The sequence below is a fragment of the Streptomyces sp. NPDC007095 genome (assembly GCF_040634475.1).
Classification (GTDB): domain Bacteria; phylum Actinomycetota; class Actinomycetes; order Streptomycetales; family Streptomycetaceae; genus Streptomyces.
In genome coordinates, this window is sequence record NZ_JBEYFS010000020.1 from 1 (window position 1) to 26,811 (window position 26,811).

Genomic DNA, 26,811 nt, shown 5'->3' on the forward strand with positions numbered 1-26,811 from the left:
AGAGGCGCCTTGTGTCGAGCGCACCCCAGGTGCCGTCCGGGCGCTGCACGCGGTTGAGAATCAGGACGTGGTACGCCGCCCGGCCGCGCCCTCGCCGAGCCCCGGCACGCTCAGCACCTTCGTGCGAAATGGTTCGGCGGCCCGTACGGGGGACTGCTCGCCGGCGCCCAGCGCGGCCGGCGCCTGCCCGTCGTCCGAGGGCTCGCCCTGCGCCGGGACGTCACCGGCGGGGGAGTCGCCGTCCGGCCCGTCCTGAGGCGGCTGCCCACCGCCGCCGGGGCCGTCCGGATCCGGATCCGGGTCCCCGTCCGGATCGTCGTCGGAAGAACCTTCGCCGGAAGAACCCTCGTCCGGACCCCCGAACTCCTCCAGCGTCTCGTCGAGCTTGTCCTCGTCGAGCCCCGGCGCGTCGAAGGGGTTGCGCCGCCGCCGGTGCGGCAGCGCGAGCAGCGCGGCCTGACGTACGTCCTCCGCCAGCACTTCGGTCCGTCCCGCCCACGCGGCGAGCGCGGTCGCGGTCCGTGCCATGACGATGTCGGCCCGCATGCCGTCCACCTCGAAGGCCGCGCAGGTCGCCGCGATCTGCCGCAGCGCCGGGTCCCCGAGCCGCACGGACGGCAACAGCTCCCGCGCCGCCACGATCCGGGCCCGTACGGCGGACTCCTCGTCGGACCAGCGCTCCGCGAAGCCCGCCGGATCGTCGTCGTAGGCGAGCCTGCGCCGCACGACCTCGACCCGCTGGTCGGGCTCCCGCGAGGCGGCCACCTCGACGGTCAGCCCGAACCGGTCGAGCAACTGCGGCCGCAGCTCGCCCTCTTCGGGGTTCATGGTCCCCACGAGCAGGAAGCGTGCCGCGTGTCGTACGGAGACGCCTTCGCGCTCGACGTACGAGGCGCCCATGGCGGCGGCGTCCAGCAGCAGGTCGACCAGGTGGTCGTGGAGGAGGTTGACCTCGTCGACGTACAGGATCCCGCGGTGCGCGTCGGCCAGCAGCCCCGGCTCGAAGGCCTTCACACCCTCCGCGAGCGCCCGCTCGATGTCGAGCGCGCCCACGAGCCGGTCCTCGGAGGCGCCGACGGGCAGCTCGACCATGCGGGCCGGCCGGGTCTCGAACGCGCCCGGCTCGTGCGGACCGTCGGGACACGCCGGGTCGGGGCCGGCCGGGTCGCACGAGAACCGGCACCCGGCGACGACGTCCACCCCCGGCATGAGCGCCGAGAGGGCGCGTACGGCCGTGGACTTGGCCGTGCCCTTCTCACCGCGGACGAGCACACCGCCCACGGCGGGCGACACGGCGTTCAGCAGCAGCGCGAGCCGCAGGTCGTCCTGGCCGACCACGGCCGTGAACGGGAACGGGGTACTCACTGGTCGTCGCCCTCCAAGTCGCCTTCGAGCTCCAGATAGGTGGCGCGCAGCCGCTCCAGCGTGTCCGCGTCCGGTTCGGCCCACAGCCCCCGGTCGGCGGCCTCGAGGAGACGTTCCGTGATGCCGCGCAGCGCCCACGGGTTGGACTTCTTCATGAAGTCCCGGTTCTCCGCGTCGAAGACGTACTCCGCGCTGAGCTTCTCGTACATCCAGTCGTCCACGACCCCGGCCGTGGCGTCGTACCCGAAGAGGTAGTCGACGGTCGCCGCCATCTCGAAGGCGCCCTTGTAGCCGTGCCGTCGCATGGCGGCCATCCAGCGCGGGTTGACGACCCGGGCGCGGAAGACGCGGTGGGTCTCCTCGCCCAGCGTGCGGGTCTTCACCTGGTCGGGTACGGCCGAGTCGCCGACGTAGGCCTCCGGGCTCGCGCCCGTCAGGTGCCGGACCATCGCGACCATGCCGCCGTGGTACTGGAAGTAGTCGTCGGCGTCGACGAGGTCGTGCTCGCGGGTGTCGACGTTCTTCGCGGCGACGGCGATCCGCCGGAACGCGATCTCCATGTCCCCGCGCGCCGCCCGCCCGTCGAGCCCACGCCCGTAGGCGTAGCCGCCCCACACCGCGTACACCTCGGCGAGGTCGGCGTCGGAGCGCCAGTTGCGGGCGTCGATCAGGGGGAGGAGACCGGCGCCGTACGCGCCCGGCTTGGAGCCGAAGATACGGGAGGTGGCGCGGCGCCGGTCGCCGTGCTCGGCGGTGTCCTCGTCGGCGTGCGCGCGGACGTAGTTGCGGTCGGCGGGCTCGTCGAGCTCGGCCACCGCGCGCACCGCGTCGTCGATCAGGCCCACGACGTGAGGGAACGCGTCCCGGAAGAAGCCGGAGATGCGGACCGTGACGTCGATGCGCGGCCGGCCCAGCTCCTCCAGGCCCACCACGTCGAAACCGGTCACGCGGCGCGAGGCGTCGTCCCAGACCGGGCGGCAGCCGAGCAGCGCGAGGATCTCGGCGATGTCGTCGCCCTGGGTGCGCATCGCGGACGTGCCCCAGACCGTCAGACCGACGGACTTCGGGTACTCGCCCGTGTCCTGCAGATACCGCTGCACCAGGGAGTCGGCGAGCGACTGCCCGACCTCCCAGCTCAGCCTGGACGGGATCGCCTTGGGGTCGACCGAGTAGAAGTTGCGGCCGGTCGGCAGGACGTTCACCAGCCCGCGGGTCGGTGAGCCCGACGGGCCCGCGGGGACGTAACCGCCGTCCAGGGCGCGCAGGATGTGGGTGATCTCGTCCGTCGTCCGGGCCAGGCGCGGCACGACCTCACGGCAGGCGAACTCCAGCACCGCGACGGCGTCGGGGAGTTCGACGCCCAGCACCTCCCGCACGAGAGCGGTGCTCTCGGACGTCACCCAGCCGCGCTCCTCCATGCCCTCCGCGATCCGGCGGCACAGCTGCTCCAGCAGGTCGATCGCGTCGGCCCCGGTCCGTGCCGGGCCCTCGACGAGGTCCGTGAGCTCCACCGGCACCTTCACCGGCGCGCCCGGCTCGGCGAGCAGCTCCTTCTCGACCAGCCCGAAGTACTCGGCGAGGCAGGCCCGCAGACCCGGCAGCGCGTTCGCGGTGCCGCCCCACACCTGGGAGGCGCGCAGCACGGCCAGCACGAGGTTGACGCGCGGCTCGGCCTCCGGGCCGCCGCCGAGGATGTGCAGGCCGTCGCGGATCTGCACGTCCTTGATCTCGCACAGATAGCCGTCGATGTGCATCACGAACTCGTCGAAGTCGCCGTCGTCCGGCTGCTCGTCGACATGCAGGTCGTGGTGCAGTTCCGCCGCCTTGACCAGCGTCCAGATCTGCGCGCGGACCGCCGGGGCCTTCGTCGGGTCCAGGTCGGACACCAGCGCGTACTCGTCGAGGAGCTGCTCCAGCTTCGCGAGGTCGCCGTAGGTGTCCGCGCGGGCCATCGGCGGTACGAGGTGGTCGACGACCGTGGCGTGGCCGCGCCGCTTGGCCTGGGTGCCCTCGCCGGGGTCGTTGACGATGAAGGGGTAGATGAGCGGGAGTTCGCCGAGGACGGCGTCCGGCGCGCAGCCGCCGCTGAGCCCGAGGCCCTTGCCCGGCAGCCACTCCATCGTGCCGTGCTTGCCCATGTGCACGACGGCGTCGGCGCCGAAGCTGTTTTCGAGCCAGCGGTACGCGGCCATGTAGTGGTGCGACGGAGGCATGTCCGGGTCGTGGTAGATCGCGATCGGGTTCTCGCCGAAGCCGCGCGGCGGCTGGATCATCACGACGACGTTCCCGAACTGGAGGGACGCCAGGACGATGTCGTCGCCGTCCACGTACAGGCTGCCCGGCGGCTCGCCCCACGTCTCCAGCATGCCGTCGCGCAGCTCGGGGCCGAGCTTGTCGAACCACGCCCGGTAGTCGGCGAGCGGCACGCGCGCGGGGGCGGCGGCGAGCTGCTCCTCGGTGAGCCATTCGACGTCGTGGCCACCGGCGTTGATGAGCCGGTGGATCAACTCGTCGCCGTTGTCGGGGTGCCCTTCGACGACGTACCCGGCGTCCCGCAGCGCGTCGAGCACCCGTACCGCCGAGGCGGGCGTGTCGAGGCCCACCGCGTTGCCGACCCGGGAGTGCTTGGTCGGGTAGGCGGTGAAGACGAGCGCGAGCTTCTTGTCCGCGTTCGGCTTGTGCTTCAGCCGGGCGTGCCGTACGGCGATTCCGGCGACCCGCGCGGACCGCTCGGGGTCGGCGACGTAGACCGGCACCTCGTCGGGACCCTGCTCCTTGAAGGAGAAGGGGACGGTGATCAGACGGCCGTCGAACTCCGGGATCGCGACCTGCATCGCCGCGTCCATGGGGGAGAGGGCGGCGTCCGACGCGGCCCAGGCACTCCTGGACGAGGTCAGGCAGAGCCCTTGCAGCACAGGGACGTTCAGGTCGGCGAGCGCGCCGATGTCCCAGGCCTCCTCGTCGCCGCCCGCGGACGCCTCCGAGGCGTGTGTGCCGCCCGCCGCGAGCACGGTGGCGACCAGTGTGTCCGCCTTGCCGAGGATCTCGTACAGGCCCGCGTCGGCGCCGCGCAGCGAACCGCAGTACACGGCCAGCGCGTTGGCGCCGCGCGCCTCGATCGCGTCGCACAGCGTGTCCACGAACGCGGTGTTGCCGGACAGCTGGTGGGCCCGGTAGAAGAGCACGCCGACGGTCGGGCGGCCCTCGACGAACGCGCGCTCGCCGTGGACGCCGTACTCCGGCATCTTCCGCGGCTCCTCGAAGCCCTCGCCCGTCAGCAGCACGGTGTCGGAGAGGAACCGGGCCAGTTCGGTGAGGTTGTCCGGGCCGCCCTCGACCAGGTAGCGCAGCGCCTCGGCGACGACACCGGCGGGCACCGACGACTCCGCCATCAGTTCGGCGTCGGGCACGGACTCCCCGCCGAGCAGCACGGTGGGGATGCCCGAGGCCTTCAGCTTCCGCAGGCCCTCCTCCCAGGCACGCTTGCCGCCCAGGAGCCGTACGACGGCGATGTCCGCGCCCTCGACGAGGGACGGCAGTTCGGCCTCGGCATCCACCCGGGTCGGGTTGCCGATCCGGTACGGGGCGCCGGAGGCACGCGCCGCCAGCAGATCGGTGTCGGCGGTCGACAACAACAACACTGTGCTCATGCGGGCGCTCCCGGTGGAATGAAAGGCAGTCCTTGCGGCGCGCCCGACTCGATGAGCCGCCACAGCGCGTCCGTGTCCGCGTGTTCCTCGATCAGATCGCCGAGCCGGTCCAGCTGCTCCTCGCGCAGCGCCGCGAACGACGTGTCGGCGGCCGGCACGAAACGACGGCTCGCGGCGGCCGCCACCTCGCGCAGGAAGGCGCGCCGGAAGCCGTCCGACTCCAGCGAGCCGTGCCAGTGCGTGCCCCAGACGGCGCCGACCCGGCACCCGTCCAGGAACGGCTCACCGCCCATGACTTCGGCGACACCGTGATGGATCTCGTACCCCTCGACGTGCTCGCCGAGGGCCTCCCCGACGGGCCGGGTCAGGGTCTTCTCGCGTGCGAACCGCACCCGGACGGGCAGGAGCCCGAGTCCGTCGACGTGACCGGCGCGCGATTCGACCTCGTCCTCGATGTGCTCACCGAGGACCTGGAAGCCGCCGCAGATGCCCAGTACGGGCCGCCCCTCGGCGGCTCTGCGCAGGATGGCGTCCGCGAGTCCGCGCTCGCGCAGCCACTCCAGCGCCTTCACCGTCCCCCGGGTGCCGGGGACGACGACGAGGTCGGCGTCGGCCAGCTCCTCGGCCCGGTCCACGAACCGCACGACGACACCCGGCTCGGCGGCCAGCGCGTCCACGTCCGTGAAGTTGGACATCAGCGGGATCGCGCAGACGGCGACGCGCAGCACGTCCTCGCCCACGGGGGAGGTCACCCGGGACTCCCGGACCGCTCCCCGCAGCGACACCCGCAGCCCGTCCTCCTCGTCGATGCCGAGGCCGTGCCGGAAGGGCAGGACGCCGTACGTACGCCGCCCGGTGAGGCCGTGGAGCATGTCGAGCCCCGGCTCGAGCAGGGAGACGTCCCCCCTGAACTTGTTGACGAGGAACCCGGCGACGAACTCCTGGTCCTCGCGCGACAGCAGTGCGACCGTCCCGAAGAACGAGGCGAACACACCCCCGCGGTCGATGTCGCCGACGACGAGCACGGGCAGCCGCGCATTGCGCGCGATCCCCATGTTCACGATGTCGGTCCGCCGCAGATTGATCTCGGCAGGACTGCCGGCCCCCTCACAGATCACCGCGTCATACGTGCCCCGCAACTCGGCGAGGCAGTCCAGCACGGTGGTGAGGAGGGCTTCCTGCCGCCCGCCGTGGTAGCCACGGGCGGTCATCTCGCCCACGGGCCTGCCCATGAGGACGACCTGACTGCTCCGGTCGCTGCCCGGCTTGAGCAGCACGGGGTTCATGAGCGCGGTCGGCTCCACCCTGGCGGCCTGTGCCTGCATGGCCTGCGCGCGCCCTATCTCGGCGCCCTCGCGCGTCACGAACGAGTTCAGGGACATGTTCTGCGCCTTGAAGGGCGCGACCTTGACGCCCTGCCGCACCAGCCACCGGCAGATCCCGGCGGTCACGACGCTTTTGCCGGCGTCGGAGGTGGTCCCGGCGACGAGCAGCCCGCCGCTCATGACGTACGCCCCTTCCTGAGCAGCCTCTGTACGAGCAGCCTCTGTACGAGCAGCCGCCCGCCGGCACTCACGCCGAGGGCGAGCCAGCCGACACGCCGTGACAGCCGTACGGCCCGTTCGATGTCGTCGACGTGTACGGCGCGCCCGGCGCCGTTGAGTTCGGGCCGGTGCTCGACGCGGCCCCCGTAGGAGAGGGTGCCGCCCAGACGCACTCCGAGCGCCCCCGCGAACGAGGCCTCCACGGGCCCGGCGTTGGGGCTCGGATGCTTGACGGCGTCGGCGCGCCAGGCCCGTACGGCCCCTCGTGGACTGTCACCCGCGAGGGCGGCGAGCACGGCGGTGAGACGAGCCCCCGGCCACCCGGCGACGTCGTCGAGCCGAGCCGAGGCCCACCCGTACCGCCGGTACCTGGGCGACCTGTGACCGACCATCGCGTCAAGGGTGTTGACGGCCCGAAAGCCCACGAGCCCCGGGACTCCGCCCACGGCCCCCCACACCAGGGCGCCCACCACGGCGTCGGAGGTGTTCTCGGCGACGGACTCGACGACGGCGCGCGCGATGCCGTCGGCGTCGAGGGCCTGGGGATCGCGCCCGCACAGATGCGGCAGCCGCTCCCGGGCCGTCTCGATCTCCCCGTCCGCGAGGGCGCCACCGATCGCCCGGGCCTCCCGCCCGAGCGTGGTGCCCCCGACGACGGCCCAGGTGGCGGCGGCCGTCAGCACGACGGACGCGGCACGTGAGGGGCGTACGGCACGGGAAGCGACGGCGGCGAGTCCGGCGGCACCGCCCACACACACGGCGGTGTGCAGCGCGCCCCACCCGCGGTGGTCCCGCCACAGCACCCGCTCCACGGTGCCCGCGCTCCGCCCGAACGCGGCGACCGGATGCCCCCGGCGGGGATCGCCGAGCAGCAGGTCACCGAGGAGTCCGGCGGCGGCGCCGTACGCGAAGACGCGATCGGCACGCACGGGGTCAGCCGACCGTCAGGTCGGGTGGAACCGTCGCTCGCAGGGCACTTGGGCAGCCGCGCATGGCGTTATGTCCTCACTCAGGGTGTCCACGCCCTGGTTCGACGAGACCGGCGGGGAGAGTTCCTGGCTCCCGGGGAGTTCCTTCCCCGGTCACAGTGGCGGGACCGCGCCGGATTCACACCGGCTTCCTCTTCTGTCGCCGTACTTGGCTCCGGCAGTCCACCACGGGTTGGAAGACCCGTCAACTTGCTGTTGACCTGCGCGGGGAGAGTGTGCGAAGGCCCACATACAGGTGGGGTGCGGGACGGTGATCCGTCCCGCACCCCACTCGAAGTGGTGCCCGTTTTGGGTTACTTGCCGACGATCAGGAAGATGCCGTACGCCACCGCCGCGGCGCACGCCGCGAAGCAGACGTACGCGCCGGTGACCGCGAGGGTCGCGGAGCCGCCCTGGGCGGACGCGGACTCGCGCTTGGAGAGGCCGACGATGCCGAGGGTGAAGAGGCCGACGAGGCCGACGGTGGTCACGAGGCTGACTCCGAAGACGGAGCCGAGGGCTGCCCAGTCGATGTGCATGCTGTTCTGTCCTTACACCGTGGCCGGGCGGGTGGGCTCCGCGTCCGGGGACGGGATGGTGGTCTTCAGGTCGCCGGACAGGTCGCCGGTGACGGGGCCCGCGGGCGGCGGGGTGACGGCGGCGATCGCGGCGGTGACGACGCCCGCGGGCTCGGCGTCGACGTCGTTGACGTTGTCGACGGTGACCGGCTGGCGGCGGGAGAGCTTCCAGATGGTGCCGGCGCCGGCGACGAGCAGCGCGCCGGTGAGGACGATGCCCCACGTGCCCTGCTTGGTCAGGAACTCGGCGGAGGCGCCGGCCAGACCGGCGGCCGGCAGGGTCAGGCCCCAGGCGACGAACATCCGGGTCGCGGTCGACCAGCGGACCACGCCGCCCTTGCGGCCGATGCCCGAGCCCATCACTGCGCCGGAGCAGACCTGGGTGGTGGAGAGGGAGAAGCCGATGTGCGAGGAGGCCAGGATGGCCGTCGCGGCGCTGGTCTGGGCGGCGAAGCCCTGCGGCGGCGCGAGGTCCGTGAGGCCCTTGCCCATGGTGCGGATGATGCGCCAGCCGCCCAGGTAGGTGCCGAGCGCGATGGCCGTACCGGCCGAGACGATGACCCACAGCGGGGGGTTCGAGCCCGGGGCGATGACGCCGCCGGTGACCAGCGCGAGGGTGATGATGCCCATCGTCTTCTGGGCGTCGTTCGTGCCGTGCGCCAGGGAGACCAGGCCGGCGGAGGCGATCTGGCCGGCGCGGTAGCCCTTGGCGGTCGCCTTCTCGTCGGCGCGGTTGCCGATCCGGTACGTCAGCCGGGTGGCCAGCATCGCGGCGAGTCCGGCCACGATGGGCGCGGCGACCGCGGGGATCAGCACCTTGGTGACGACGGTCGAGCCGTTCACCGACGACCAGCCGGCCGACATGACCGCGGCGCCGATCAGGCCGCCGAACAGTGCGTGGGAGGAACTGGAGGGCAGACCCAGAAGCCAGGTCAGCAGATTCCAGAGGATGGCGCCGACGAGCGCCGCGAAGATCACTTGGACGCGTATGCCCTCTTCGTTGATGATCCCGCCGGAGATCGTCTTGGCGACCTCCACGGAGAGGAACGCGCCGACCAGGTTCAGCACGGCGGACATGGCCACCGCCGTCTTGGGCTTCAGAGCGCCGGTCGAGATGGTGGTCGCCATCGCGTTGGCAGTGTCGTGGAAACCGTTCGTGAAATCGAACACGAGAGCGGTGACGATCACGATTCCGAGGAGGAGCGTGATGTGTTCCATTTACCCAGGCTTCTGTTTGGCGTCAGTGGCAGGTGGACCGTAGGCAACCTGAGTGAACGGAAGGTGAACTGGGGCGGGCGCTGGGGTGTCTCAAACGGTGGACCGCCCCTCCGCTTGTGATGACCAGTGTGCGGGAGGGGCGGCCCGATGGCTTACCAGTTGTTCGAACGGAGGCGGAATCTCCGGTTCCGGCGGGGGTTGTTCGAGGGCTTCTAGCCGGTGGCGAACTGCTTGAGCCGGGTCATTGATCCGTTGAAGAGATTCTGGTCACCCGGGAGCGTGCCGCTGTTGTCGTACTGCCAGAACGTCCACGTCGACCAGCCGGCCGGCAACGCGCCCGTGTCCGCGGAGTCGTAGCGGGCGAGCCACAGGGCGTGGTTCGCGGCGAAGGTGCCGCTGCCGCCGGTGCAGGTGTTCCACCAGTGGGTGGTCGTGTAGATGACCGGACGGCGGCCGGTCTCCCGTTCGAGTTCGTCGCTGAACGCCTGGATCCAGCTCACGATCCTGGCCTTGCTCAGGCCGTAGCACTTGTGCTTCTTGTCATACGGGTTGTACTCCATGTCGAGCGCGGGCGGCAGCGTCCAGCCGTCCGCGCGCCAGGCACCGCCGTTGCGCACGAAGTACGCGGCCTGGGTGGCGCCGGACGACTTGTCCGGCACCGCGAAGTGGTAGGCGCCGCGGAGGATCCCCGCGTCGCGCGCCCCGTCGTACTGCCGGGCGAAGTACGGATTGCGGTACGTGTGGGACTCGGTCGCCTTCACATAGACGAACCGGGCGCCCTTCGCCTTCGCGCTCCGCCAGTCGACGTTCTTCTGGTGCGAGGAGACGTCGTGGCCCTTGGGTTTGGCCGCCGCGGCGACCGGGGCCCCGGCGAGGGCGGTCCCCGCGGCGGTGAGCGCCGCCATGGCGGCCGCCGACGCGAGGACGCGGGCACGGCGAAGGAGTGGTTTGTGGTCACGAGCCATGTTTTCCCCCGGAATGGCGACGTGCGTGACAAATCCTCCAGAGGCTATTGGAAGATCGTTGAAAGCCCGTCGATCGCCAGCCAATCACCCCAGGAGGGTGATATGTCCCACTATGCAGCCTTACGGACGCTTGTCTTCCGCCCTAAAGTGCCCTCGCCGACAGCGGGTTGACGTCCCTGCCTGGCAGGATCGCCGCATGGCTGAGCAGCGGCGGGACGCACGGGAAGTGCGGGACGTGGGGGCGAGCGCGCCGGGCGCGCGCGAGCGGGAGGTGGCGGCCGCGTGGGACGAGCTCGTCGCGACGGCCCGCCGGACGGTGGCCGACGGTCTGGTCGTCGGTACGTCGGGCAACGTCTCCGTCCGGGTCGGCGACACGGTCCTGGTCACACCGACGGGAGTGCCCTACGACCGGCTGAGGCCCGAAGACGCCGTCGGTGTGGACCTCGAGGGCCGGCAGGTCCTCGGTTCGCTCGCTGCGACGAGCGAACTGCCGATGCATCTCGCGATCCACCGCGCCACCGACGCGCGGGCCGTCGTCCACACCCACGCCGCGCACGCGACGGCCGTCTCGGCCCTCGTCCCCGAGCTCCCCCTGATCCACTACATGGCGGGCGCCCTCGGCGGCCCGGTCCGAGTTGCCCCCTATGCGACCTACGGCACCCCGGAGTTGGCCGAGAACATGCTCCAGGCCCTCACCGGCCGCACGGCCTGCCTCCTCCAGAACCACGGCACCATCGCCTACGGAGCCTCGCTGTCCCAGGCGTTCGACCGCACCGCCCAACTGGAATGGATGTCCCGCGTCTGGCTCCTGGCGTCGTCCGTGCCCGGCCTGTCCCCGACGCTGCTCTCGCCGGAACAGGTGGAAGAGGCGGGGGAGCGGCTGGGGCGCTACGGGCAGGGCGGCGGGGCCGGTCCCCGCTGATCCGGCGCGGTGCGGCGACCCGGTGGTGCCGGTGCGCGCCCGGTGCCGGAGAACGAGCCCGCGCACCCCGAGGCGGGAGCCCACCGCCCGCTCCCGCTGGCCGACCGGGGGCCGCGCCGGGAGACTGAACCCGTGCGTACTGTCAAAGCGACGGCCGCGGCCGTCTCCGTAGCCCTGGCCGCGGGCGCAGCCTCCGTGGCGGCGGGCAGGTTCGCCAGCGACGCCGCACTGAAGGCGCCGCCCGGCAGGCCACTGCCCACCGAGCCCCGGCTCACCGTGCACTCCACGGCCGCGGGCCGGATCACGCTCACCCGCGACCTGGCCTCCCTGCGCCCGGGAAGGTACGGCCTCACGGGCGACGGCTCCCACGCGGTCGTCGGTCCCGTCCTGGACTCCACACCCCACTCCGCCGACACGGTCGTACGCCGCCTCGAACGCGTCACCCACGGCACCCTGGAGACCGGTGACAAGGCGTGGCTCACCCCCAACCTGTACATCGGCAACCCCGGCAGCGCCCTAGGTCTCGACCACGCCGACGTGGACGTCCCCGGCGAGCTCGGCCCGCTGCCCGCCTGGTTCGTGCCCGGCACCCGCACCACCTGGGTGATCACGGTGCACGGGCTCGGCACCACCCGCGAGCACCCCATGAACGTGATGGAGTTCCTGCACCGCAACCGGCTCCCCGTGCTCGACCTCGCCTACCGCGGCGACCTCGGCGCACCCCGCTCCCCGGACGGCCTCAACCACCTCGGCGAGACCGAGTGGCGCGACCTGGACGCCGCCGTGCGTTACGCCGTGCGCTACGGCGCCGACCAGGTCGTCCTGTACGGCTGGTCCATCGGCGCCACCATGGCCCTGCGCGCCGCCGCGCACTCCGCCCTGCGCGAGCGGATCTCCGGGCTGATCCTGGACTCGCCCGTCCTCGACTGGGGAGCCACGCTGCGCGCCCTCGCCTCGGCCCGCCACACGCCCAGCGTCCTGCTGCCCCTCGCGGTCCGTGCCGCGCAGGGCCGCACCGGTGTGCACGGCGACCGGATCCGGGAAGCTGCCGACCCCGGCCAGCTCAAGGTCCCGACCCTGATCGTGCACGGCCCGGACGACACGATCGCCCCCTGGGGCCCCTCACGCCGCCTCGCCGAGAGCCGTCCGGACCTGGTCACCCTGCACACGGTCCCGAACGCCTCCCACGGCGCCATGTGGAACGCCGCCCCGAACTACGAAGAGGCCCTGCGCCGCTTCCTGACCCCCCTGATGTAGCCACCCCGCCCCCACCAACGCCCTCCGGGCGGAGTCCCCACAGAGACCGCACAGCCATTCCCCGCACGCCCTCGCGGCGGAGCCGCCCCCGAGGCTTCCGGTTGGGCCCCGGTCAACTCGTGCAAGGCCTCGTTCACACGTGTCGAGCCCCCTCGGAACCCTGTCCATTGGCCACCCCTGTCGCCTGCTGTGACATTCCGTTTGGGTTTTCGGACCGTCAACCGGAAGACTGCACCCGTGACGTCCCGTAACCCGCGCGACTCCAGGCTCCGACTCGTCCGCTCGCGCCCCCTGGCTTCCGCCCCCCGAGCGGTGACCCAGCGCAGCTCGCGCCGACCCGCACCCCGGCCCCCCGAGGGCACACCGCCGCCCGCGGAACTGGCCCGTATGGCCCGCACCGGCCTCGCCGCCGCGGCCCGTGTCGCCCGCTGGGCCGACGCCTCGCTCGGCCCGGGGAGCGACGGCGCCACCCCCGACGGCAAGGGCACCCTCGCCGACGCGACCGCCGAACGGGCCGCCGAGGAGTTGGGCCTGACCCCGGCTCAGGTCCGCGCGGACTGGGACACCGCACGCCTCGCCGGCCTCGTCGAGGTGCACGGCGACATCGCCCGCCCCGGCTGGCGACTGCGCGCCTGGAACCGCGACGACAGCGCCGTCCTGCGCGGCTGGGTCGCCCTCTTCGACGCCTGGTCGCTCGCCCACCCCGAGCCGGCCGACCGCGAGGCGTCCGCCGTCGCCGAGGTCGTCTCCGCGATGCCCCAGGTGCTCTCCTTCCTCCAGCTCTCCGCCGGGCCCGTCCCCATGGAGCAGCTCCTCGACCTCCTCGAACAGCGCGTCACCGAACTGCGCACCGAACGCTGCGAAATCCCCTACGGCCCCCAGCCGGAGCCCGCCCCGGAGGCCGCCGAGATCGCGGACGCCCCCCTCGCTCCCCTCCTCGACTGGGCCCTGCACGCTCTCGCCTCCGTCGGCGCGCTCACCTGCGCCGCCGGGCAGGCCACGCTCACCCCGCTCGGCAGCTGGGCGGTCTGGGTCAAGCTGGAGCAGATCTGCGTCGCCGCGCAGAGCCCCGCCGGGAACATCGAACAGCCCGCCTCGGACATGCTCCGCGGCTGCGCCCAGCTGCGCCCGAACGCGGCCCGCGCCGAGTACCGCGCCTGGCTCGCCGCCCGCCCCGTCGGCAGCGCCGTCACCGAACTCCTCGAAGCCGCCCGCGGCGAGGACGCCCTCACCCGCGGACTCGCCTTCGAGGCGCTGCGCGTGGTCGGCGCCCCCGCCGAGCCCGACGTACGCGCCGTGGCCGACGAGTCCTGGCTGCGCCCCTACGCCCTGCTGTGGCTGGCCGAGCACGACGGCCACGACCCGGAGGACGCCCACGAGGTCCTCACCCGCGAAGAGTCCACCTGGCTCTGGGTCGACACCGCCGCCGCCGTCGCCGACCACGGTGAGGCGCCGCTCCTCGTGCGCCATCTGGAGTCCGCGGTGCAGCCCACCGTGCCCGCGCTGCTCGACGAGGTGCGCGCCGTCGGCCATCCCCGCACCGTCCAGGTCCTGGTCGCGCTCGCCGCCGCCCACCCGGACCCGGCCCTCGCCAAGGCCGTACGCCGCGCCGCCTTCCAGGTCCACACCGGAGGCAGCTAGGACCTGTCCTTCGGATCGGCCCCGCGCTCCCGGATCAGTCACGTATCTCCGGGGCGTACGTGCCGAAGCTCCAGATGTTGCCCTCGGCGTCCCGGGCCAGGTAGTCCCGCGAGCCGTAGTCCTGGTCGGTCGGGGGCATGACGATCTCCGCGCCGTGGTCCACGGCGCGCTGGTGGTGTGCGTCGACGTCGTCCACGACCACGTACACCCCCGCGGGGCCCGCGTCCTTCATCGCGCCGTCGAAGACGCCACCGCGGCCCTTGGAGCCGAGCATCACCGCGCCGTGGCCCTGGACCAGCTCGGCGTGCATCACCGTGCCGTCCTCACTCTCGTACACGGAGACCTCCGAGAAGCCGAAGGCCTCCGTGAGCTGCCTGATCGCCGCGTTCGCGTCCGCGTACAGCAGTGTCGGGTAGATGCTCGGTCGCCCGCCGTCCGTACCTGCCATGCCGATCACTCCCACCGGAACTCGTCATGCTGGGCCAGAATGTCACCCGCTGCCCAGTCTTGCACCGGCCACTGACAACGCCCCGGAGAGCGGAAGCCGCCCGGCGCGCGCCGCGTCCGCGGTCTTCCCTTCGCCGCGTCCGCGGTCTCAGCGGAAGGTGTTGCACTGCGCCATGTCACCGGTGCGATAGCCCTGGTAGAACCACTGCTGCCGCTGAGCGGACGAGCCGTGCGTCCACGTCTCCGGGGTCACCCGGCCCTGGAACTCCTGCTGGATCCGGTCGTCGCCGACGGCGGCCGCCGCGTCCAGCCCGTCCCGGATGTCGGCCGGAGTGAGGTTCGTGATCAACGGCCTGCCCGTCGACGGGTCCTTCGTCGTCGTCGCGTGGTGCGCCCACACCCCGGCGTAGCAGTCCGCCTGCAACTCCACCTTCACCGAGTTGCTGTTCGCGCCCGCGACACCGCTCTGGGCCCTGCCCAGCGTCCCCATCAGGTCCTGCACGTGATGCCCGTACTCGTGCGCCACCACGTACGCCTGCGCGAACGGCCCTCCGCTGGAGCCGAACTTGGTCCGCAGGTCGTCGAAGAAGCCCAGGTCCAGATAGACCTTGCGGTCACCGGGACAGTAGAAGGGCCCGACCGCCGAGGTCGCGGTGCCGCACGCGGTGTTCACCCGCCCGCTGAAGAAGACGGTCGGCGAGCGCGTGTACGTACCGCCGCGCCGCGCGAACTCCCGCGCCCAGAAGTCCTGCACGCTGTTGACCACCGCCACCATCCGGCAGTCCTCCCTGGCGTTCGCGTCCCGCCCCGTCCGGCAGGTCTGCTTGATCTGGTCGAGCGAGGAAGTGGTCACCGCGGGCTGGTCGTTGCCGGAGGACAGCCCGAGCTGATCGGGCCCGACTCCGAAGAACAGCCCGAGGATCAGGGCGATCAGACCCGCGATGCCACCCCCGACGGTCGCCCTGCCACCGGGGATCCGACTGCCGCGCACATCCTGCACGTCGGAGGTGTCCAGGTCGGCGTCGTCGTCGAACTGCATGGGCACACCACCCTCTGCGTACGGCTTCGCACCTCGGCGTACGTCGCTCCCTGGCGCCATCCTCGTACGCCCTCACGGGTCCGGCGCCGGGCGGAGGGCCGAACAGGCGACGCGCCCCCGCCGCCCGCCGTGTCCCGACGGGCGTTCCCACCGCCCGCGCCTAGGCTCTCCGCCTGGTCCGTGCGCCTGGTCCGTGCGCCTGAACGGCCGGACAGGTCCCAGGCGCGGCGAGTGGTGCAGATGGGGGCGAGATGATCGCTGTGCTGGTCGAGGCGGCGGCGGCACGGTCCGCCACGGCGGTCACGGACCCCCCGGCCCCCCGGCTCCTTCCCCCCCCGTCGCCCGCCGCCGCGCCGCCCGCGCCCTGCTCCCCGTCGCCGTCGCCCTGCTGCTCACCGCGGCCCACGAAGCGCGCCCCGCGCCCTATGGAGACCGCCTCACCGCCCACACGCGCGTGGTGCACGGGCACGGGACACGACAGCCCCCGCTGCGCACCACGAAGGCCGCCGTCGAGGCCTACGGCGGGGCGACCGGCCACCCCCGCTGGACCTATGCGCGCGAGGGCCGCCGTCCGGTGGCCGTGCTCCCCGCGCGTGGGCACGCGATCGCGCTGTGGGACGACGGACTGGTCACCGACACCGCGCGCGGCGACGGCAGCGCCGTGCGCTGGCACCGGGCCCTTCCCGGCGCCGCCGGGTGGCTCGCGGACCACGGGGCGGGCGGAGTGCTGCGGTCCCTGGGCGCCCGCATGCTCGCCGTCATCACCCCGCGGCGCGTCGCGGCCTACCGCATCGCCGACGGGGACCTGCGCTGGACCCTGCCCGCCCGGTACGGCTGCTCCTTCGCCCCCGAACGTGCGCTGCGTCACGGCGAGGCGCTCCTGATCGCACAGCCCTGCGCCACCGGCGACAGCTGGACCAGCGAGCTCGTCGCCGTCGACGACCTGGGCAGAATCACCCCGCACCGCATGCCGCTGGGCAACGCGTGGCAGGGCGAGCGTCACAGTGCCGAACACGCGCACTCAGGGAAAGTGGTTGCACGGCCCCGTTAGACTTGGCCCATGGCCATTCTCCTCGCGCATTAGACGGCGGGAACGTCCTCAGCCGTCCACCCCGCCAACGACCCTGCCCTGGAGTCTGTCCGTGATCTCCGCCTCCGGTATCGAGCTGCGCGCCGGCGCCCGCATCCTCATCGAGTCCGCCACCTTCCGCATCACCAAGGGCGACCGCATCGGCCTGGTCGGCCGCAACGGCGCGGGCAAGACGACCCTGACCAAGGTCCTGGCCGGCGAGGGCATCCCCGCCTCCGGCACCGTCGCCCGCTCCGGCGAGGTCGGCTATCTGCCCCAGGACCCCCGCACCGGCGACCTCGACGTCCTCGCCACCGACCGCATCCTCTCCGCGCGCGGCCTGGACACCCTGATCCGCAAGATGCGGGAGAACGAACAGCGCATCGCCAACGGCTCGGGCGCCACCCGAGAGAAGGCCATGCGGCAGTACGAGCGCCAGGAGACCGAGTTCCTCACCAAGGGCGGGTACTCCGCCGAGGCCGAGGCCGCCACCATCGCCGCCGCCCTCAACCTGCCCGACCGCGTGCTCGGCCAGCCCCTGCACACGCTCTCCGGCGGTCAGCGCCGCCGTGTCGAGCTGGCCCGCATCCTGTTCTCGGACGCCGACACGCTCCTGCTCGACGAGCCGACCAACCACCTCGACGCCGACTCGATCGTCTGGCTGCGCGACTACCTGAAGACCTACCGCGGCGGCTTCATCGTGATCTCCCACGACGTCGACCTCGTCGAGACGGTCGTCAACAAGGTCTTCTACCTGGACGCCAACCGGGCCCAGATCGACGTCTACAACATGGGCTGGAAGCTCTACCAGCAGCAGCGCGAGGCCGACGAGAAGCGCCGCAAGCGCGAACGGCAGAACGCCGAGAAGAAGGCCGCCGCACTGAACTCGCAGGCGGACAAGATGCGCGCCAAGGCCACCAAGACGGTGGCCGCACAGAACATGGCCAAGCGCGCCGACAAGCTGCTGGCCGGCCTCGAGGCGGTCCGCGTCTCCGACAAGGTCGCCAAGCTGCGCTTCCCGGAGCCCGCGCCCTGCGGCAAGACCCCGCTGATGGCCGAGGGCCTGTCGAAGTCGTACGGCTCGCTGGAGATCTTCACCGATGTCGACCTGGCCATCGACAAGGGCTCGCGCGTGGTCATCCTGGGCCTCAACGGCGCCGGCAAGACGACCCTGCTGAAGCTGCTCGGCGGCGCCGAGCAGCCCGACACCGGCCAGGTCATAGAGGGCCACGGTCTCAAGCTCGGGTACTACGCGCAGGAGCACGAGACCCTCGACCCCGAGCGCACGGTCCTGGAGAACATGCGCTCCGCCGCCCCCGACCTGGACCTGGTCGAGGTCCGCAAGACGCTCGGCTCGTTCCTGTTCTCCGGCGACGACGTCGACAAGCCGGCCGGGGTCCTCTCCGGCGGCGAGAAGACCCGTCTCGCGCTGGCGACCCTCGTGGTCTCCTCCGCGAACGTCCTCCTCCTCGACGAGCCGACGAACAACCTCGACCCGGCCAGCCGGGAGGAGATCCTCGGCGCGCTGCGCACCTACAAGGGCGCCGTCGTCCTCGTCACCCACGACGAGGGCGCCGTCGAGGCGCTCCAGCCCGAGCGGATCATTCTGCTGCCGGACGGTGTCGAGGACCTGTGGGGCTCCGACTACGCGGACCTCGTCGCCCTCGCCTGAGCCCTCGTACGGCCTCCCGGACAGCTCCGGGGCCGCCGTCAGCGCGCCGTGATCGAATGACTGATCCACTGCGTATGGATCATTCGGCCGATCCGTGATCCACCATCTGCGTGAGATCTCCTCGTACCGAGGTGTGTCCTACATTCATTTCGCGGCCGAGTCCTTTGTTCCCAAGGGCTCGGCCGTCTTGCGTCGCTGACCTGGCACTTCGCGGAAGAACCCGTTCGGTCGTACGGACAGAGCAGCGCGGACCCTGTGATTCCACTTGTGAGGACGGGCTCCTGTCGTCAAAACCGTGTCTCACGGACCTTGCCGAATGGGTGGCCATGAAGCCCTTGAGGGGTGATCATGAGAAGTCCAGAGCGCACTTCCCATGAGGAGGCACGGGTGGCCGAGACTCTGAAGAAGGGCAGCCGGGTAACCGGCGCCGCGCGCGACAAGCTCGCGGCAGACCTGAAGAAGAAGTACGACTCCGGTGCGAGCATTCGAGCGCTGGCCGAAGAAACCGGCCGTTCGTATGGATTCGTGCACCGGATGCTCAGCGAGTCGGGCGTCACGCTGCGAGGGCGTGGCGGAGCGACGCGGGGCAAGAAGGCCGCCTCGGCCTGAGGCCGGGCGTCCCCATCGGCTTCGGTGGTGGCCACCCGGTCGGTCGGGTGATCGACCGGGTGGTTACTGTGCAGTCACTTAGGTGTGTTCCTCGTGTCCTTCACGAGGTACGCGTCTGATCCGACCGCACCCATCGGAGGCAGCCCATGGCTTCGCTCGACAACGATCTTGACCCCGTACTCGACAAGGACGGCGTACGGCTCACCGTCGACGACGCGATCGCCACGGTGACGCTGACCAATCCGGCCAAGCGCAACGCCCAAAGTCCCGCTCTGTGGCGGGCGTTGACGGAGGCCGGCCGGTCGTTGCCGGGCACTGTCCGTGTGGTCGTGCTGCGTGCCGAGGGCCAGTCGTTCTCGGCCGGGCTCGACCGGCAGGCGTTCACGCCCGAGGGGTTCGACGGCGAGCCGTCGTTCATCGACCTCGCGCGCGGGGCCGACGCTGAGCTCGACGCGACCATCGCCGAGTACCAGGAGGCGTTCACCTGGTGGCGGCGCAGCGACGTCGTGTCCATTGCCGCCGTGCAGGGGCACGCCATCGGTGCGGGTTTCCAGCTGGCGCTCGCCTGTGACCTGCGCGTCGTCGCGGACGACGTGCAGTTCGCCATGCGCGAGACCAGCCTCGGGCTCGTTCCCGATCTGACGGGAACGCATCCGCTGGTGAGCCTGGTCGGATACGCCCGTGCGCTGGAGATCTGCGCCACGGGTCGCTTCGTGTCGGCCGAGGAGGCCGAGCGCACGGGGCTCGCCAATCTCGCGGTGCCTGTCGACCAGCTCGAGGATGCCGTGCGGGACCTCGCCGGTGCGGTGTTGGCCGCGCCTCGGGACGCGGTCGTCGAGACCAAGGCATTGCTGCGGGGGGCGCAGGAGCGGACGTACGAGGAGCAGCGGGTCGTCGAGCGGGCGGCTCAGGCCCGGCGACTGCGGGACCTTGCCGGTCTGGGGGAGTGAGGTCGTCCTTGCTGCTCGACGGACGTCACCAGTGCCGTCACTGACGGGGTGTCCGGCAGGGCGTCCGCGACCGCTGTTCTGACGGCTCTTGCCACGTCCGCCGTTCGCTCCGTCGCGGCGACCGCCAGTTCGACGCGGACGTGGCGGCGGGCGAGGACGGGGTCCTTGCCGGGGACGTTCTCGATGTGCACCGGATGGCCCAGGACGTCCGTCAGGTGAAGTACCCCCGGCACGGACAGGGCGGCGGTGGCCGCCCGGGCCTCGTCGGGGGTCGTCGGTACGGCGGCCGGACGCGGGGCGGTGGGGCGTACGGCGGTCGGCGGCGCGGAGACATCCCCCAGCCCTGTCACCTTCAGGTCGATCGCCGTGACCGTCAGGCCGAGGGGTTCGGCCGCCTCGGCCAGAGTCACGCGCAGGCGGGCCGCGGTCGTGGGAAGCGGCTCGACCCCGGGGGCCGTCGGGTCCGCCTCGGCCGTGAACTCCGCGACGATACGCAGTGGACCGGGCGGCAGCGCGCTGGGCGGCGGCGGTACGACGGGGTCGTGGACCAGGTCCGGGTCCGCGAGGGCGATCCGGAGCGTGCCGAGGCGGACACCGGGCACGCCGGCCGCCCCGCGCCGCAGAAACGCCTCGGCCGCCTCCTCGGCGATCCAGGCGCCGTCGCGCGGATGCCCGAGCGGGAGCAGGCGCCCGAGCCCGAGCTGCCGCCGTACTGCCTGCGTCCATCGATCAGCGGTCATTGCTCCAGCCTGCCGCATCCCTGGCGCGCGAGCCCGCGTCCGGACCTACTGTGGGCAAGGAGGACGACCGAAAGGGACGTACGGCGATGACCGACATGACGGAGCAGAACCGGACGGACAGCCCCGGGAGCGAGAAGGAAGCCCCGCAGAGCCGCAAGCCCGGGGTCACCAAGCGCGGCGGCGGTGATCCCGCCATGCGGGGGCGGACCACGATCGCCGACGGTGTCGTGGAGAAGATCGCCGGACTCGCCGCCCGGGACGTGCTCGGTGTCCATGCGATGGGCAGTGGGCTGAGCCGGACCTTCGGGGCTGTGCGCGACCGAGTGCCAGGGGGGTCCAAGTCCGTCTCGCGAGGCGTCAAGGCCGAGGTCGGGGAGCTCCAGACCGCGCTCGACCTGGAGATCGTCGTCGAGTACGGCGTGTCGATCGGGGACGTCGCCCGCGCCGTCCGCGAGAACGTCATCGCGGCCGTGGAGCGCATGACGGGACTCGAGGTCGTCGAGGTCAACATCGCGGTGAGTGATGTGAAGCTTCCCGAGGAAGAAGATGAAGAGCCGGAGGCGCGGCTCCAGTGACCGGCCCGGCCGCGGGGCGGCCCACGACATCCCGGCCGTCGAACCGCTGAGGAGCGCACCATGAGCTTGGCCGTGATCGGCATGATCGCCGGAATGGCGCTGGGCTTCGCCGGGTACTTCGGGGGCTTCGGGGCGTTTCTGCTCGTGGCCGCCCTGGGTGCCGTCGGGTTCGTCGTCGGACGGTTCCTCGAAGGCGACCTGGACCTCGGTGACTTCTTCCGTCCCCGCGACGACCGGCGGCGGTGACGCCCGTGACCGGCCCGCTCGGTGACACCCGACGGCCCCCGACGGCCGTCGAGGCGGCCGGGCGCGGCGCGACCCGGATCGCCGACCGGGTCGTGGCGAAGATCGCCGCGCAGGCCGCCCGCGAGGCCCTGGACACGCTGTCCCCGGATGCCGTGCCCCCGCACGCGACGGTCGTCGTTCACCACGGAATCGCCCGCGTCCGCGTCCACCTCGAACTCGGCTACCCCTCCGACATCGGCGGCCGCTGCAACGCGGTGCGTCGACATGTCGCCGAGCGGGTAGACGAGTTGACGGGGATGGAAGTGCCGGAGGTGACGGTCCAGGTCGAGCGGCTGCACCTGGTACCGGCGGCCGCCGCGGCACAGGGGAGGACGCGATGAGCGAGCCCCAGGGCTCCGAGAACACCACCCGACGCATGCCCGTCCTGGAGAAGACGGACGCGGGCAGCCCACCGGCCGAGGGCGAACTCGGCCAGTCCGCCTCCGCGGCCGACTACGACCCGCCGCCCGCCGTCGACGACGCGAACGGCGGGCAGGGCCGGTTCTGGTCGGTGCGCCGCGTCCCCGCGGGGATCGTCGCGCTGCTGGTCCTCGTGGGTGCGGGCGTCCTGCTGTACGACGTCGCGGCCGTACGTGCCCACCGGCCCGCCTCGCACTGGCGCAGGTCCCTCGCCCGGCAGCTCGCCGAACGGCCCCTCGACGACACCTGGGTGCTCGTCGGCGCCTGCCTCGCCGCGGCCCTCGGACTCTGGCTGATCGTCCTCGCGGTGACGCCGGGGCTGCGCGACGTCCTGCCGATGCGGCGCACTCATCCCGACGTACGGGCCGGGCTGCACCGGGACGCCGCCGCGACGGCGCTGCGCGACCGGGCCATGGAGGTCTCCGGCGTGCGGTCGGTCCGGGTACGGATGGGGCGCAGGAAGGTCGACGTGCGGGCGGTCTCGCACTTCCGCGCACTCGACGACGTACGGGCCGACCTGGACGCCACGCTCGCCGACGGCATCCGGGGACTCGGGCTCGTCCGGCCGCCCGCCCTGTCGGTGCATGTCGCGCGCCCGGGCCGGAAGGGGTGAGGGCGGTGCTCAGGATCGTCAACCGTGTCCTGCTGGGAATCGTCGGGCTCGCGCTGCTGGTCCTCGGCGGCTCCGTGCTCGCCGTCGGACTGGGCGCCCGGCCGCCCTCCTGGTGGATCCACGACGGGCGGCACGACGTGCTGCTGAGCGCCGCCGAGCGGACCCGGTGGCGGGACCAGGGCTGGTGGTGGCCGACCGTCATCGCCACTCTCGCGGTCGTCGTCCTGCTCTGCCTGTGGTGGCTGTCGGCCGTACTGCGGCGGCGCCGGCTCGCGGAGGTGCTCGTCGACACCGGCGACGGCGAGGGGGCGCTGCTGCGCGGGCGGGCCCTGGAGGGCGTACTGGGCGACGAGGCGGGGCGGTTGGACGGTGTCGAACGAGCCCAGGTCCAGCTGACCGGGCGACGCGGCGCTCCCGGGACCCGGGTCCAGCTCCTGCTGCAGCCGCATGTCGACCCCGGGCACGCGCTGCATCTGCTGACGACGCAGGCCCTGGCGCACGCCCGGGACTCCGCGGGCCTCGCCGCGCTCCCCGCGGAGGTACGCCTCCGCGGGGTCAAGCACGGGGCCGAAAGGGTGAGTTAGTCCCTCAGGCGTCCGAGCGGACTCAGAACCCGCTCCGCACGCCGCCGTCCACCGGCATCATGATGCCCGTCAGATACGACGCGGCGGGCGAGAGCAGGAACGCCGCCGTGCGGCCGAACTCCTCCGGGGTGCCGTAGCGGCGCAGCGGAATCCGCGACTCGTTGGCCGCACGGGTGGCCTCCGGGTCGGCGGAGAGGCCGTCGAGCTCGCGCACGCGGTCCGTGTCGATGCGGGCCGGGAGCAGGCCCAGGACACGGATGCCGCGCGGTCCCAGTTCGTCGGCGAGGGACTTGGCGAAGCCCGCGAGACCGGGACGCAGACCGTTGGAGATGGTCAGGCCCGGGATCGGCTCGTAGACCGAGCCGGAGAGCACGAAGCCGATGACGCCGCCCTCGCCGAGCTCCGCGGCGGCCGCGCGGGCCAGCCGGACCGCGCCCAGGAAGACGGACTCGAAGGCGGCCGTCCACTGCTCGTCCGTGTTGTCCGCGACGAACCCGGGCGGCGGGCCGCCGACGCTGATCAGGATGCCGTCGAAGCCGCCGAAGTGCGCGCGGGCTGCCGCGATCAGCCGGTCCGGGGTCCCCGGGCCGGAGTTGTCCGCGGCCACCCCGACCGCGTTCGGCCCGAGCGCGGACGCCGCGTCGGCGGCGGTCTTCTCGTCGCGCCCCGTGACGATCACCTTCGCGCCGTCGGCGGTCAGCTCGCGCGCGGTGGCGTTGCCCAGGCCACGGGTGGCTCCCGTGACGACGTACACACGGTCCTTCAGTCCAAGATCCATGGCCCCCATCCTCCCCTATCCGGTCGTCTCGGCTCCTCCCGGATGCGCTTCACCGAACAGGTTGAAGGCGGTCCCCACCAGGCCGAGGTGGCTGAACGCCTGTGGGAAGTTGCCGAGCTGGCGGCGCGCGACGGGGTCGTACTCCTCGGACAGCAGCCCCACGTCGTTGGCCAGGCCGATCAGCCGTTCGAACAGCTCGCGGGCCTCCTTCGTACGGCCCGTCATGTGCAGCGCGTCCGCGAGCCAGAACGAGCAGACGAGGAAGGTGCCCTCGCCGCCCGGCAGCCCGTCGACGTCGACGCCCTCGTCGCTGTAGCGGCGCAGCAGGAAGCCGTCGCGTTCGAGCTCGGCGCGCACCGCGTCGATGGTGCCGACGACCCGGGGATCGTCGGGCGGCAGGAAACCGACGCGGGGGATGAGCAGCAGTGAGGCGTCCAGTTCGCGTGACCCGTAGGACTGCGTGAAGGTGTTGCGTTCGATGTCGAAGCCGTGCTCGCACACCTCCTTGTGCACCTCTTCGCGCATGGTGCGCCAGCCCTCCAGGTCGCCGACGAGCTCCGGTTCGCTCTCCAGCGCCCGGACGGCGCGGTCGGCCGCCACCCACGCCATCACCTTCGAGTACACGAAGTGCCGGCGCGGGCCGCGCACCTCCCAGATCCCCTCGTCCGGCTGCCGCCAGGCGGTCCGCAGGAACTCCATCAGGGCGCACTGCAGGCGCCACATGTGCGGCTTGGACGGCAGGCCCGAGCGCCGGGCCAGCGAGAGCGAGTCGATGACCTCGCCGTACACGTCCAGTTGGAGCTGCTTGACGGCCTCGTTGCCGATCCGGACCGGGTACGAGCCCCCGAAGCCGGGCAGCCACGACAGCTCGAACTCGGGCAGCCGGCGCTCACCGGAGAGGCCGTACATGATCTGCAGGTCCGCGGGGTCGCCCGCGACCGCGCGCAGCAGCCAGTCGCGCCAGGCCTCCGCCTCCTCGTGGTACCCGGCCGACAGGAGCGCGCCCAGGGTGAGGGTCGAGTCGCGCAGCCAGCAGTAGCGGTAGTCCCAGTTGCGGACGCCGCCGAGTTCCTCAGGGAGCGAGGTGGTGGGGGCGGCGACGATGCCGCCGGTCGGGGCGAAGGTGAGGGCCTTCAGGGTGATCAGGGAGCGCACGACGGCGTCCCGGTGCGGACCGTCGTAACGGCAGCGCGCCGCCCACGCCTGCCAGTCCTCGACGCTGGAGCGCAGTGCCTCGTACGGGTCGATGAGCGGCGGGCGCGACTGGTGCGAGGGATGCCAGGTCAGGACGAAGGCGACCTTCTCGCCCGCCTCCACGGTGAACTCCGAGTGCGTACGGAAGTCCTTGCCCCAGGTGCGTACCTCGGGTTCGCTGCGCAGCCACACCGAGTCCGGGCCCGCGACCGCAACCCGCTGGCCGTCCGCCCTGCGCACCCACGGCACGACGGAGCCGTAGTCGAAGCGCAGTTGCAGTGTGCTGTGCACCGTCACCCGGCCGCTGAGCCCTTCGACGACGCGGACGAGATCGGGGGCGTGCTCGCGCTGTGGCATGAAGTCGGTCACGCGGACCGCGCCCTCGTCCGTCTCCCATTCGGAGTCGAGCACCAGCGTGTCCGGCCGGTACGCCCGCCGGGTGCAGGGGCCCGCCCCCGTGGGTGAGATCCGCCAGCGGCCGTGGTTCTCGTCGCCGAGGATCGCGGCGAAGCAGGCGGCCGAGTCGAACCGTGGCAGACAGAGCCAGTCGACGGACCCGTCCCGGCCCACCAGCGCGGCGGTCTGTTCGTCCCCGATGAGCGCGTAGTCCTCGATACGTGGGTGCACGTGGGGCGAGTTCCCGGCGAAGGCCGGGGCCAACCGGGTCGGGGGCCGACCGGGTGACACCGGTCGAGGAGGTGCGGGCGCGGCGGGCGGCGGGCCAGGGGGTCAGGCGGCCACCGTGGCCGCTTCCGGCGTGGTCGCGGAGGCGGCGGCCTCGGCCCGGTCGCGGCGCTCCCGGCGGACCAGGATCACCCAGCCCACCGGCACGCCCGCGGAGAAGAGCCACCACTGGATCGCGTACGCCATGTGCGGACCGATGTCGTTGTGCTCGGGGTCGGGGATCAGCTCGGGGGAGTCGGCCTTGGGCGCGGGCGCGGTCTGCTCGATGTACCCGCCGAGGACCTGCTTGCCGAGGCTCTTGGCCTGCTGCTCGCTGTTGATCAGCATGACCTGGCGGTCGGGCAGGCCCTGGATGTTCTTGATGCCGCTGTCGCCTGTCGTCTCGTCGGGCATCAGCCGCCCGGTGACGGTGATCTCGCCCTTCGCGGGCGCCGGGATCTTCGGGAACGCGGTCTGTGAGCCGTTCGAGTCGATCCACCCCCGGTTGACGAGGAGCACACGGCCGTCGTCCAGGTCGAAGGGGGCCAGGACGTGGTAGCCGACCTCGCCGTCGGCGTTGGTGCGGCGCCGCACGACGACCTCGTGCGCGGTGTCGAAGGTGCCCTTCGCGGTCACCCGCCGGTACAGGTCCGCGTGCTTGACGGGCTGCCCCGGCGCCGTGACCGACTCTGCGGGCACCGGCGTGGCCGTCAGCGACTGCGAGATCACCTTGTTCAGCGCGACCTTGTGCTCATGGCGGTGCAGCTGCCAGAAGCCCAGCTTGATCATCGTGGGGATGAGCAGGAGGGCCACGAGGGTGAGAATCACCCACTGCCGGGACAACAGGAAGCGGTACACCCCACGACCGTACAACTCGTTCGTGGGGCATGTTCACGGGGGTGCGCGTCGCCCGGACGGCGACGTGTGCTCTGGGACCGTTCCGGTCGGCGCACGGCGGCACGTGGCGACGACCGGCGTTCCCGGCTTTCCGTCCGGACGCAGCACGGTGTGCCACCCGGCGGACGGGCTTCCGGACAGGCCGGACAGGGGGTTCGGTGAAGCCGG

Annotated in this window: 24 protein-coding genes, 1 pseudogene and 1 riboswitch; of the genes and pseudogenes, 12 read left to right on the forward strand and 13 right to left on the reverse strand. The window is 72.3% G+C overall.

Annotated elements, in window-relative coordinates:
- Positions 1 to 69: 69 nt before the first annotated feature.
- The 7 genes and pseudogenes from ABZ656_RS09670 to ABZ656_RS09700 all read right to left on the reverse strand — a co-directional run.
- Positions 70 to 1,365 (reverse strand): annotated as a pseudogene (locus ABZ656_RS09670) (AAA family ATPase); the annotation flags it as partial.
- The gene (gene cobN / locus ABZ656_RS09675; RefSeq protein WP_101405901.1) at positions 1,362 to 5,015 is read right to left on the reverse strand and encodes a cobaltochelatase subunit CobN; all 3,654 of its coding nucleotides are present in this window, start codon (positions 5,013 to 5,015) and stop codon (positions 1,362 to 1,364) included. The pseudogene ABZ656_RS09670 and the gene cobN, both read right to left, overlap by 4 nt.
- The gene (locus tag ABZ656_RS09680; RefSeq protein WP_360266227.1) at positions 5,012 to 6,520 is read right to left on the reverse strand and encodes a cobyric acid synthase; all 1,509 of its coding nucleotides are present in this window, start codon (positions 6,518 to 6,520) and stop codon (positions 5,012 to 5,014) included. The genes cobN and ABZ656_RS09680 overlap by 4 nt, the downstream gene beginning before the upstream one ends.
- Positions 6,517 to 7,488 (reverse strand): cobalamin biosynthesis protein, encoded by a 972-nt coding sequence (locus tag ABZ656_RS09685; protein WP_360266230.1) that lies wholly within the window; start codon positions 7,486 to 7,488, stop codon positions 6,517 to 6,519. The genes ABZ656_RS09680 and ABZ656_RS09685 overlap by 4 nt, the downstream gene beginning before the upstream one ends.
- A 99-nt stretch (positions 7,489 to 7,587) precedes the next feature.
- Positions 7,588 to 7,730: riboswitch (cobalamin riboswitch) on the reverse strand.
- Positions 7,731 to 7,841: 111 nt separating this feature from the next.
- Positions 7,842 to 8,066, reverse strand: coding sequence for a hypothetical protein (locus tag ABZ656_RS09690; RefSeq protein ID WP_054232266.1), 225 nt, complete (start codon positions 8,064 to 8,066; stop codon positions 7,842 to 7,844).
- 12 nt (positions 8,067 to 8,078) lie between these two features.
- Positions 8,079 to 9,323, reverse strand: coding sequence for an inorganic phosphate transporter (locus ABZ656_RS09695; protein WP_101405904.1), 1,245 nt, complete (start codon positions 9,321 to 9,323; stop codon positions 8,079 to 8,081).
- Positions 9,324 to 9,535: 212 nt separating this feature from the next.
- Positions 9,536 to 10,288 (reverse strand): lysozyme, encoded by a 753-nt coding sequence (locus ABZ656_RS09700; protein WP_360266233.1) that lies wholly within the window; start codon positions 10,286 to 10,288, stop codon positions 9,536 to 9,538.
- Positions 10,289 to 10,484: 196 nt separating this feature from the next.
- Here ABZ656_RS09700 and ABZ656_RS09705 point away from each other — a divergent pair, with 196 nt between their 5' ends.
- From ABZ656_RS09705 to ABZ656_RS09715, 3 genes are all read left to right on the forward strand, one after another.
- Positions 10,485 to 11,210, forward strand: coding sequence for a class II aldolase/adducin family protein (locus tag ABZ656_RS09705; RefSeq protein WP_101405906.1), 726 nt, complete (start codon positions 10,485 to 10,487; stop codon positions 11,208 to 11,210).
- Between the two features lie 132 nt (positions 11,211 to 11,342).
- Complete coding sequence (locus ABZ656_RS09710; protein WP_101408226.1) at positions 11,343 to 12,467, forward strand: alpha/beta fold hydrolase; 1,125 nt, start codon at positions 11,343 to 11,345, stop codon at positions 12,465 to 12,467.
- Positions 12,468 to 12,704: 237 nt separating this feature from the next.
- A complete protein-coding gene (locus tag ABZ656_RS09715) occupies positions 12,705 to 14,108 on the forward strand; it encodes a hypothetical protein (RefSeq protein WP_180362570.1) in 1,404 nt (467 codons plus the stop codon).
- Positions 14,109 to 14,142: 34 nt separating this feature from the next.
- Here ABZ656_RS09715 and ABZ656_RS09720 read toward each other — a convergent pair whose 3' ends face one another.
- A complete protein-coding gene (locus ABZ656_RS09720) occupies positions 14,143 to 14,556 on the reverse strand; it encodes a VOC family protein (protein ID WP_360266238.1) in 414 nt (137 codons plus the stop codon).
- A 147-nt stretch (positions 14,557 to 14,703) separates the two neighbouring features.
- Positions 14,704 to 15,594, reverse strand: coding sequence for a neutral zinc metallopeptidase (locus ABZ656_RS09725; protein WP_101405908.1), 891 nt, complete (start codon positions 15,592 to 15,594; stop codon positions 14,704 to 14,706).
- Between the two features lie 457 nt (positions 15,595 to 16,051).
- Between ABZ656_RS09725 and ABZ656_RS09730 the strand changes: the two genes are divergently transcribed.
- The 4 genes from ABZ656_RS09730 to ABZ656_RS09745 all read left to right on the forward strand — a co-directional run bounded on the left by ABZ656_RS09730 (position 16,052) and on the right by ABZ656_RS09745 (position 19,894).
- Entirely contained in the window at positions 16,052 to 16,645 is a 594-nt protein-coding gene (locus ABZ656_RS09730; RefSeq protein ID WP_360266242.1) for a hypothetical protein, read from the forward strand.
- Between the two features lie 91 nt (positions 16,646 to 16,736).
- Entirely contained in the window at positions 16,737 to 18,335 is a 1,599-nt protein-coding gene (locus tag ABZ656_RS09735) for an ABC-F family ATP-binding cassette domain-containing protein (protein ID WP_054232258.1), read from the forward strand.
- A 387-nt stretch (positions 18,336 to 18,722) separates the two neighbouring features.
- Positions 18,723 to 18,944 carry a helix-turn-helix domain-containing protein gene (locus ABZ656_RS09740; protein ID WP_006123601.1) on the forward strand — a complete coding sequence of 74 codons (222 nt, stop codon included), beginning with the start codon at positions 18,723 to 18,725 and terminating at the stop codon, positions 18,942 to 18,944.
- 146 nt (positions 18,945 to 19,090) lie between these two features.
- Positions 19,091 to 19,894, forward strand: a complete 804-nt coding sequence (locus ABZ656_RS09745) for an enoyl-CoA hydratase/isomerase family protein (protein ID WP_101405909.1) — start codon at positions 19,091 to 19,093, stop codon at positions 19,892 to 19,894.
- Here ABZ656_RS09745 and ABZ656_RS09750 read toward each other — a convergent pair.
- A complete protein-coding gene (locus ABZ656_RS09750) occupies positions 19,852 to 20,634 on the reverse strand; it encodes a nucleopolyhedrovirus P10 family protein (protein ID WP_101405910.1) in 783 nt (260 codons plus the stop codon). The two genes, ABZ656_RS09745 and ABZ656_RS09750, sit on opposite strands and share 43 nt — an antisense overlap.
- An 86-nt stretch (positions 20,635 to 20,720) precedes the next feature.
- Here ABZ656_RS09750 and ABZ656_RS09755 point away from each other — a divergent pair, with 86 nt between their 5' ends.
- From ABZ656_RS09755 to amaP, 5 genes are read left to right on the forward strand one after another with little or no spacing between them, the layout of a single operon-like run.
- A complete protein-coding gene (locus ABZ656_RS09755; protein WP_101405911.1) occupies positions 20,721 to 21,209 on the forward strand; it encodes an Asp23/Gls24 family envelope stress response protein in 489 nt (162 codons plus the stop codon).
- 60 nt (positions 21,210 to 21,269) lie between these two features.
- Positions 21,270 to 21,455, forward strand: coding sequence for a hypothetical protein (locus ABZ656_RS09760; protein ID WP_054232254.1), 186 nt, complete (start codon positions 21,270 to 21,272; stop codon positions 21,453 to 21,455).
- A gap of 5 nt (positions 21,456 to 21,460) precedes the next feature.
- Positions 21,461 to 21,835, forward strand: a complete 375-nt coding sequence (locus ABZ656_RS09765; protein WP_101408228.1) for an Asp23/Gls24 family envelope stress response protein — start codon at positions 21,461 to 21,463, stop codon at positions 21,833 to 21,835.
- The gene (locus tag ABZ656_RS09770) at positions 21,832 to 22,527 is read left to right on the forward strand and encodes a DUF6286 domain-containing protein (protein WP_360266248.1); all 696 of its coding nucleotides are present in this window, start codon (positions 21,832 to 21,834) and stop codon (positions 22,525 to 22,527) included. The genes ABZ656_RS09765 and ABZ656_RS09770 overlap by 4 nt, the downstream gene beginning before the upstream one ends.
- Positions 22,524 to 23,111, forward strand: coding sequence for an alkaline shock response membrane anchor protein AmaP (amaP, locus tag ABZ656_RS09775; protein ID WP_101405913.1), 588 nt, complete (start codon positions 22,524 to 22,526; stop codon positions 23,109 to 23,111). The genes ABZ656_RS09770 and amaP overlap by 4 nt, the downstream gene beginning before the upstream one ends.
- Before the next feature lie 22 nt (positions 23,112 to 23,133).
- Here the strand turns inward: amaP and ABZ656_RS09780 are convergent, their stop codons facing one another.
- From ABZ656_RS09780 to ABZ656_RS09790, 3 genes are all read right to left on the reverse strand, one after another.
- Positions 23,134 to 23,889, reverse strand: a complete 756-nt coding sequence (locus ABZ656_RS09780) for an SDR family oxidoreductase (RefSeq protein ID WP_101405914.1) — start codon at positions 23,887 to 23,889, stop codon at positions 23,134 to 23,136.
- Between the two features lie 15 nt (positions 23,890 to 23,904).
- Positions 23,905 to 25,710 carry a glycoside hydrolase family 15 protein gene (locus ABZ656_RS09785; protein WP_360266253.1) on the reverse strand — a complete coding sequence of 602 codons (1,806 nt, stop codon included), beginning with the start codon at positions 25,708 to 25,710 and terminating at the stop codon, positions 23,905 to 23,907.
- Between the two features lie 102 nt (positions 25,711 to 25,812).
- Positions 25,813 to 26,604: an SURF1 family protein gene (locus ABZ656_RS09790; RefSeq protein WP_101405915.1), complete on the reverse strand. Its 792-nt coding sequence runs from the start codon at positions 26,602 to 26,604 to the stop codon at positions 25,813 to 25,815.
- Positions 26,605 to 26,811 lie beyond the last annotated feature (207 nt).

Bases quoted from the DNA above. Each gene is read 5' to 3' on its own strand.
- ABZ656_RS09770 (WP_360266248.1), top strand. From the start codon at position 21,832: ATGAGCGAGCCCCAGGGCTCCGAGAACACCACCCGACGCATGCCCGTC.
- ABZ656_RS09690 (WP_054232266.1), bottom strand. From the start codon at position 8,066: ATGCACATCGACTGGGCAGCCCTCGGCTCCGTCTTCGGAGTCAGCCTC.
- ABZ656_RS09750 (WP_101405910.1), bottom strand. From the start codon at position 20,634: ATGACCGCTGATCGATGGACGCAGGCAGTACGGCGGCAGCTCGGGCTC.
- cobN (WP_101405901.1), bottom strand. From the start codon at position 5,015: ATGAGCACAGTGTTGTTGTTGTCGACCGCCGACACCGATCTGCTGGCG.
- ABZ656_RS09760 (WP_054232254.1), top strand. From the start codon at position 21,270: ATGAGCTTGGCCGTGATCGGCATGATCGCCGGAATGGCGCTGGGCTTC.
- ABZ656_RS09705 (WP_101405906.1), top strand. From the start codon at position 10,485: ATGGCTGAGCAGCGGCGGGACGCACGGGAAGTGCGGGACGTGGGGGCG.
- ABZ656_RS09695 (WP_101405904.1), bottom strand. From the start codon at position 9,323: ATGGAACACATCACGCTCCTCCTCGGAATCGTGATCGTCACCGCTCTC.
- ABZ656_RS09745 (WP_101405909.1), top strand. From the start codon at position 19,091: ATGGCTTCGCTCGACAACGATCTTGACCCCGTACTCGACAAGGACGGC.
- ABZ656_RS09680 (WP_360266227.1), bottom strand. From the start codon at position 6,520: ATGAGCGGCGGGCTGCTCGTCGCCGGGACCACCTCCGACGCCGGCAAA.
- ABZ656_RS09780 (WP_101405914.1), bottom strand. From the start codon at position 23,889: ATGGATCTTGGACTGAAGGACCGTGTGTACGTCGTCACGGGAGCCACC.
- ABZ656_RS09755 (WP_101405911.1), top strand. From the start codon at position 20,721: ATGACCGACATGACGGAGCAGAACCGGACGGACAGCCCCGGGAGCGAG.
- ABZ656_RS09720 (WP_360266238.1), bottom strand. From the start codon at position 14,556: ATGGCAGGTACGGACGGCGGGCGACCGAGCATCTACCCGACACTGCTG.
- ABZ656_RS09725 (WP_101405908.1), bottom strand. From the start codon at position 15,594: ATGCAGTTCGACGACGACGCCGACCTGGACACCTCCGACGTGCAGGAT.
- ABZ656_RS09700 (WP_360266233.1), bottom strand. From the start codon at position 10,288: ATGGCTCGTGACCACAAACCACTCCTTCGCCGTGCCCGCGTCCTCGCG.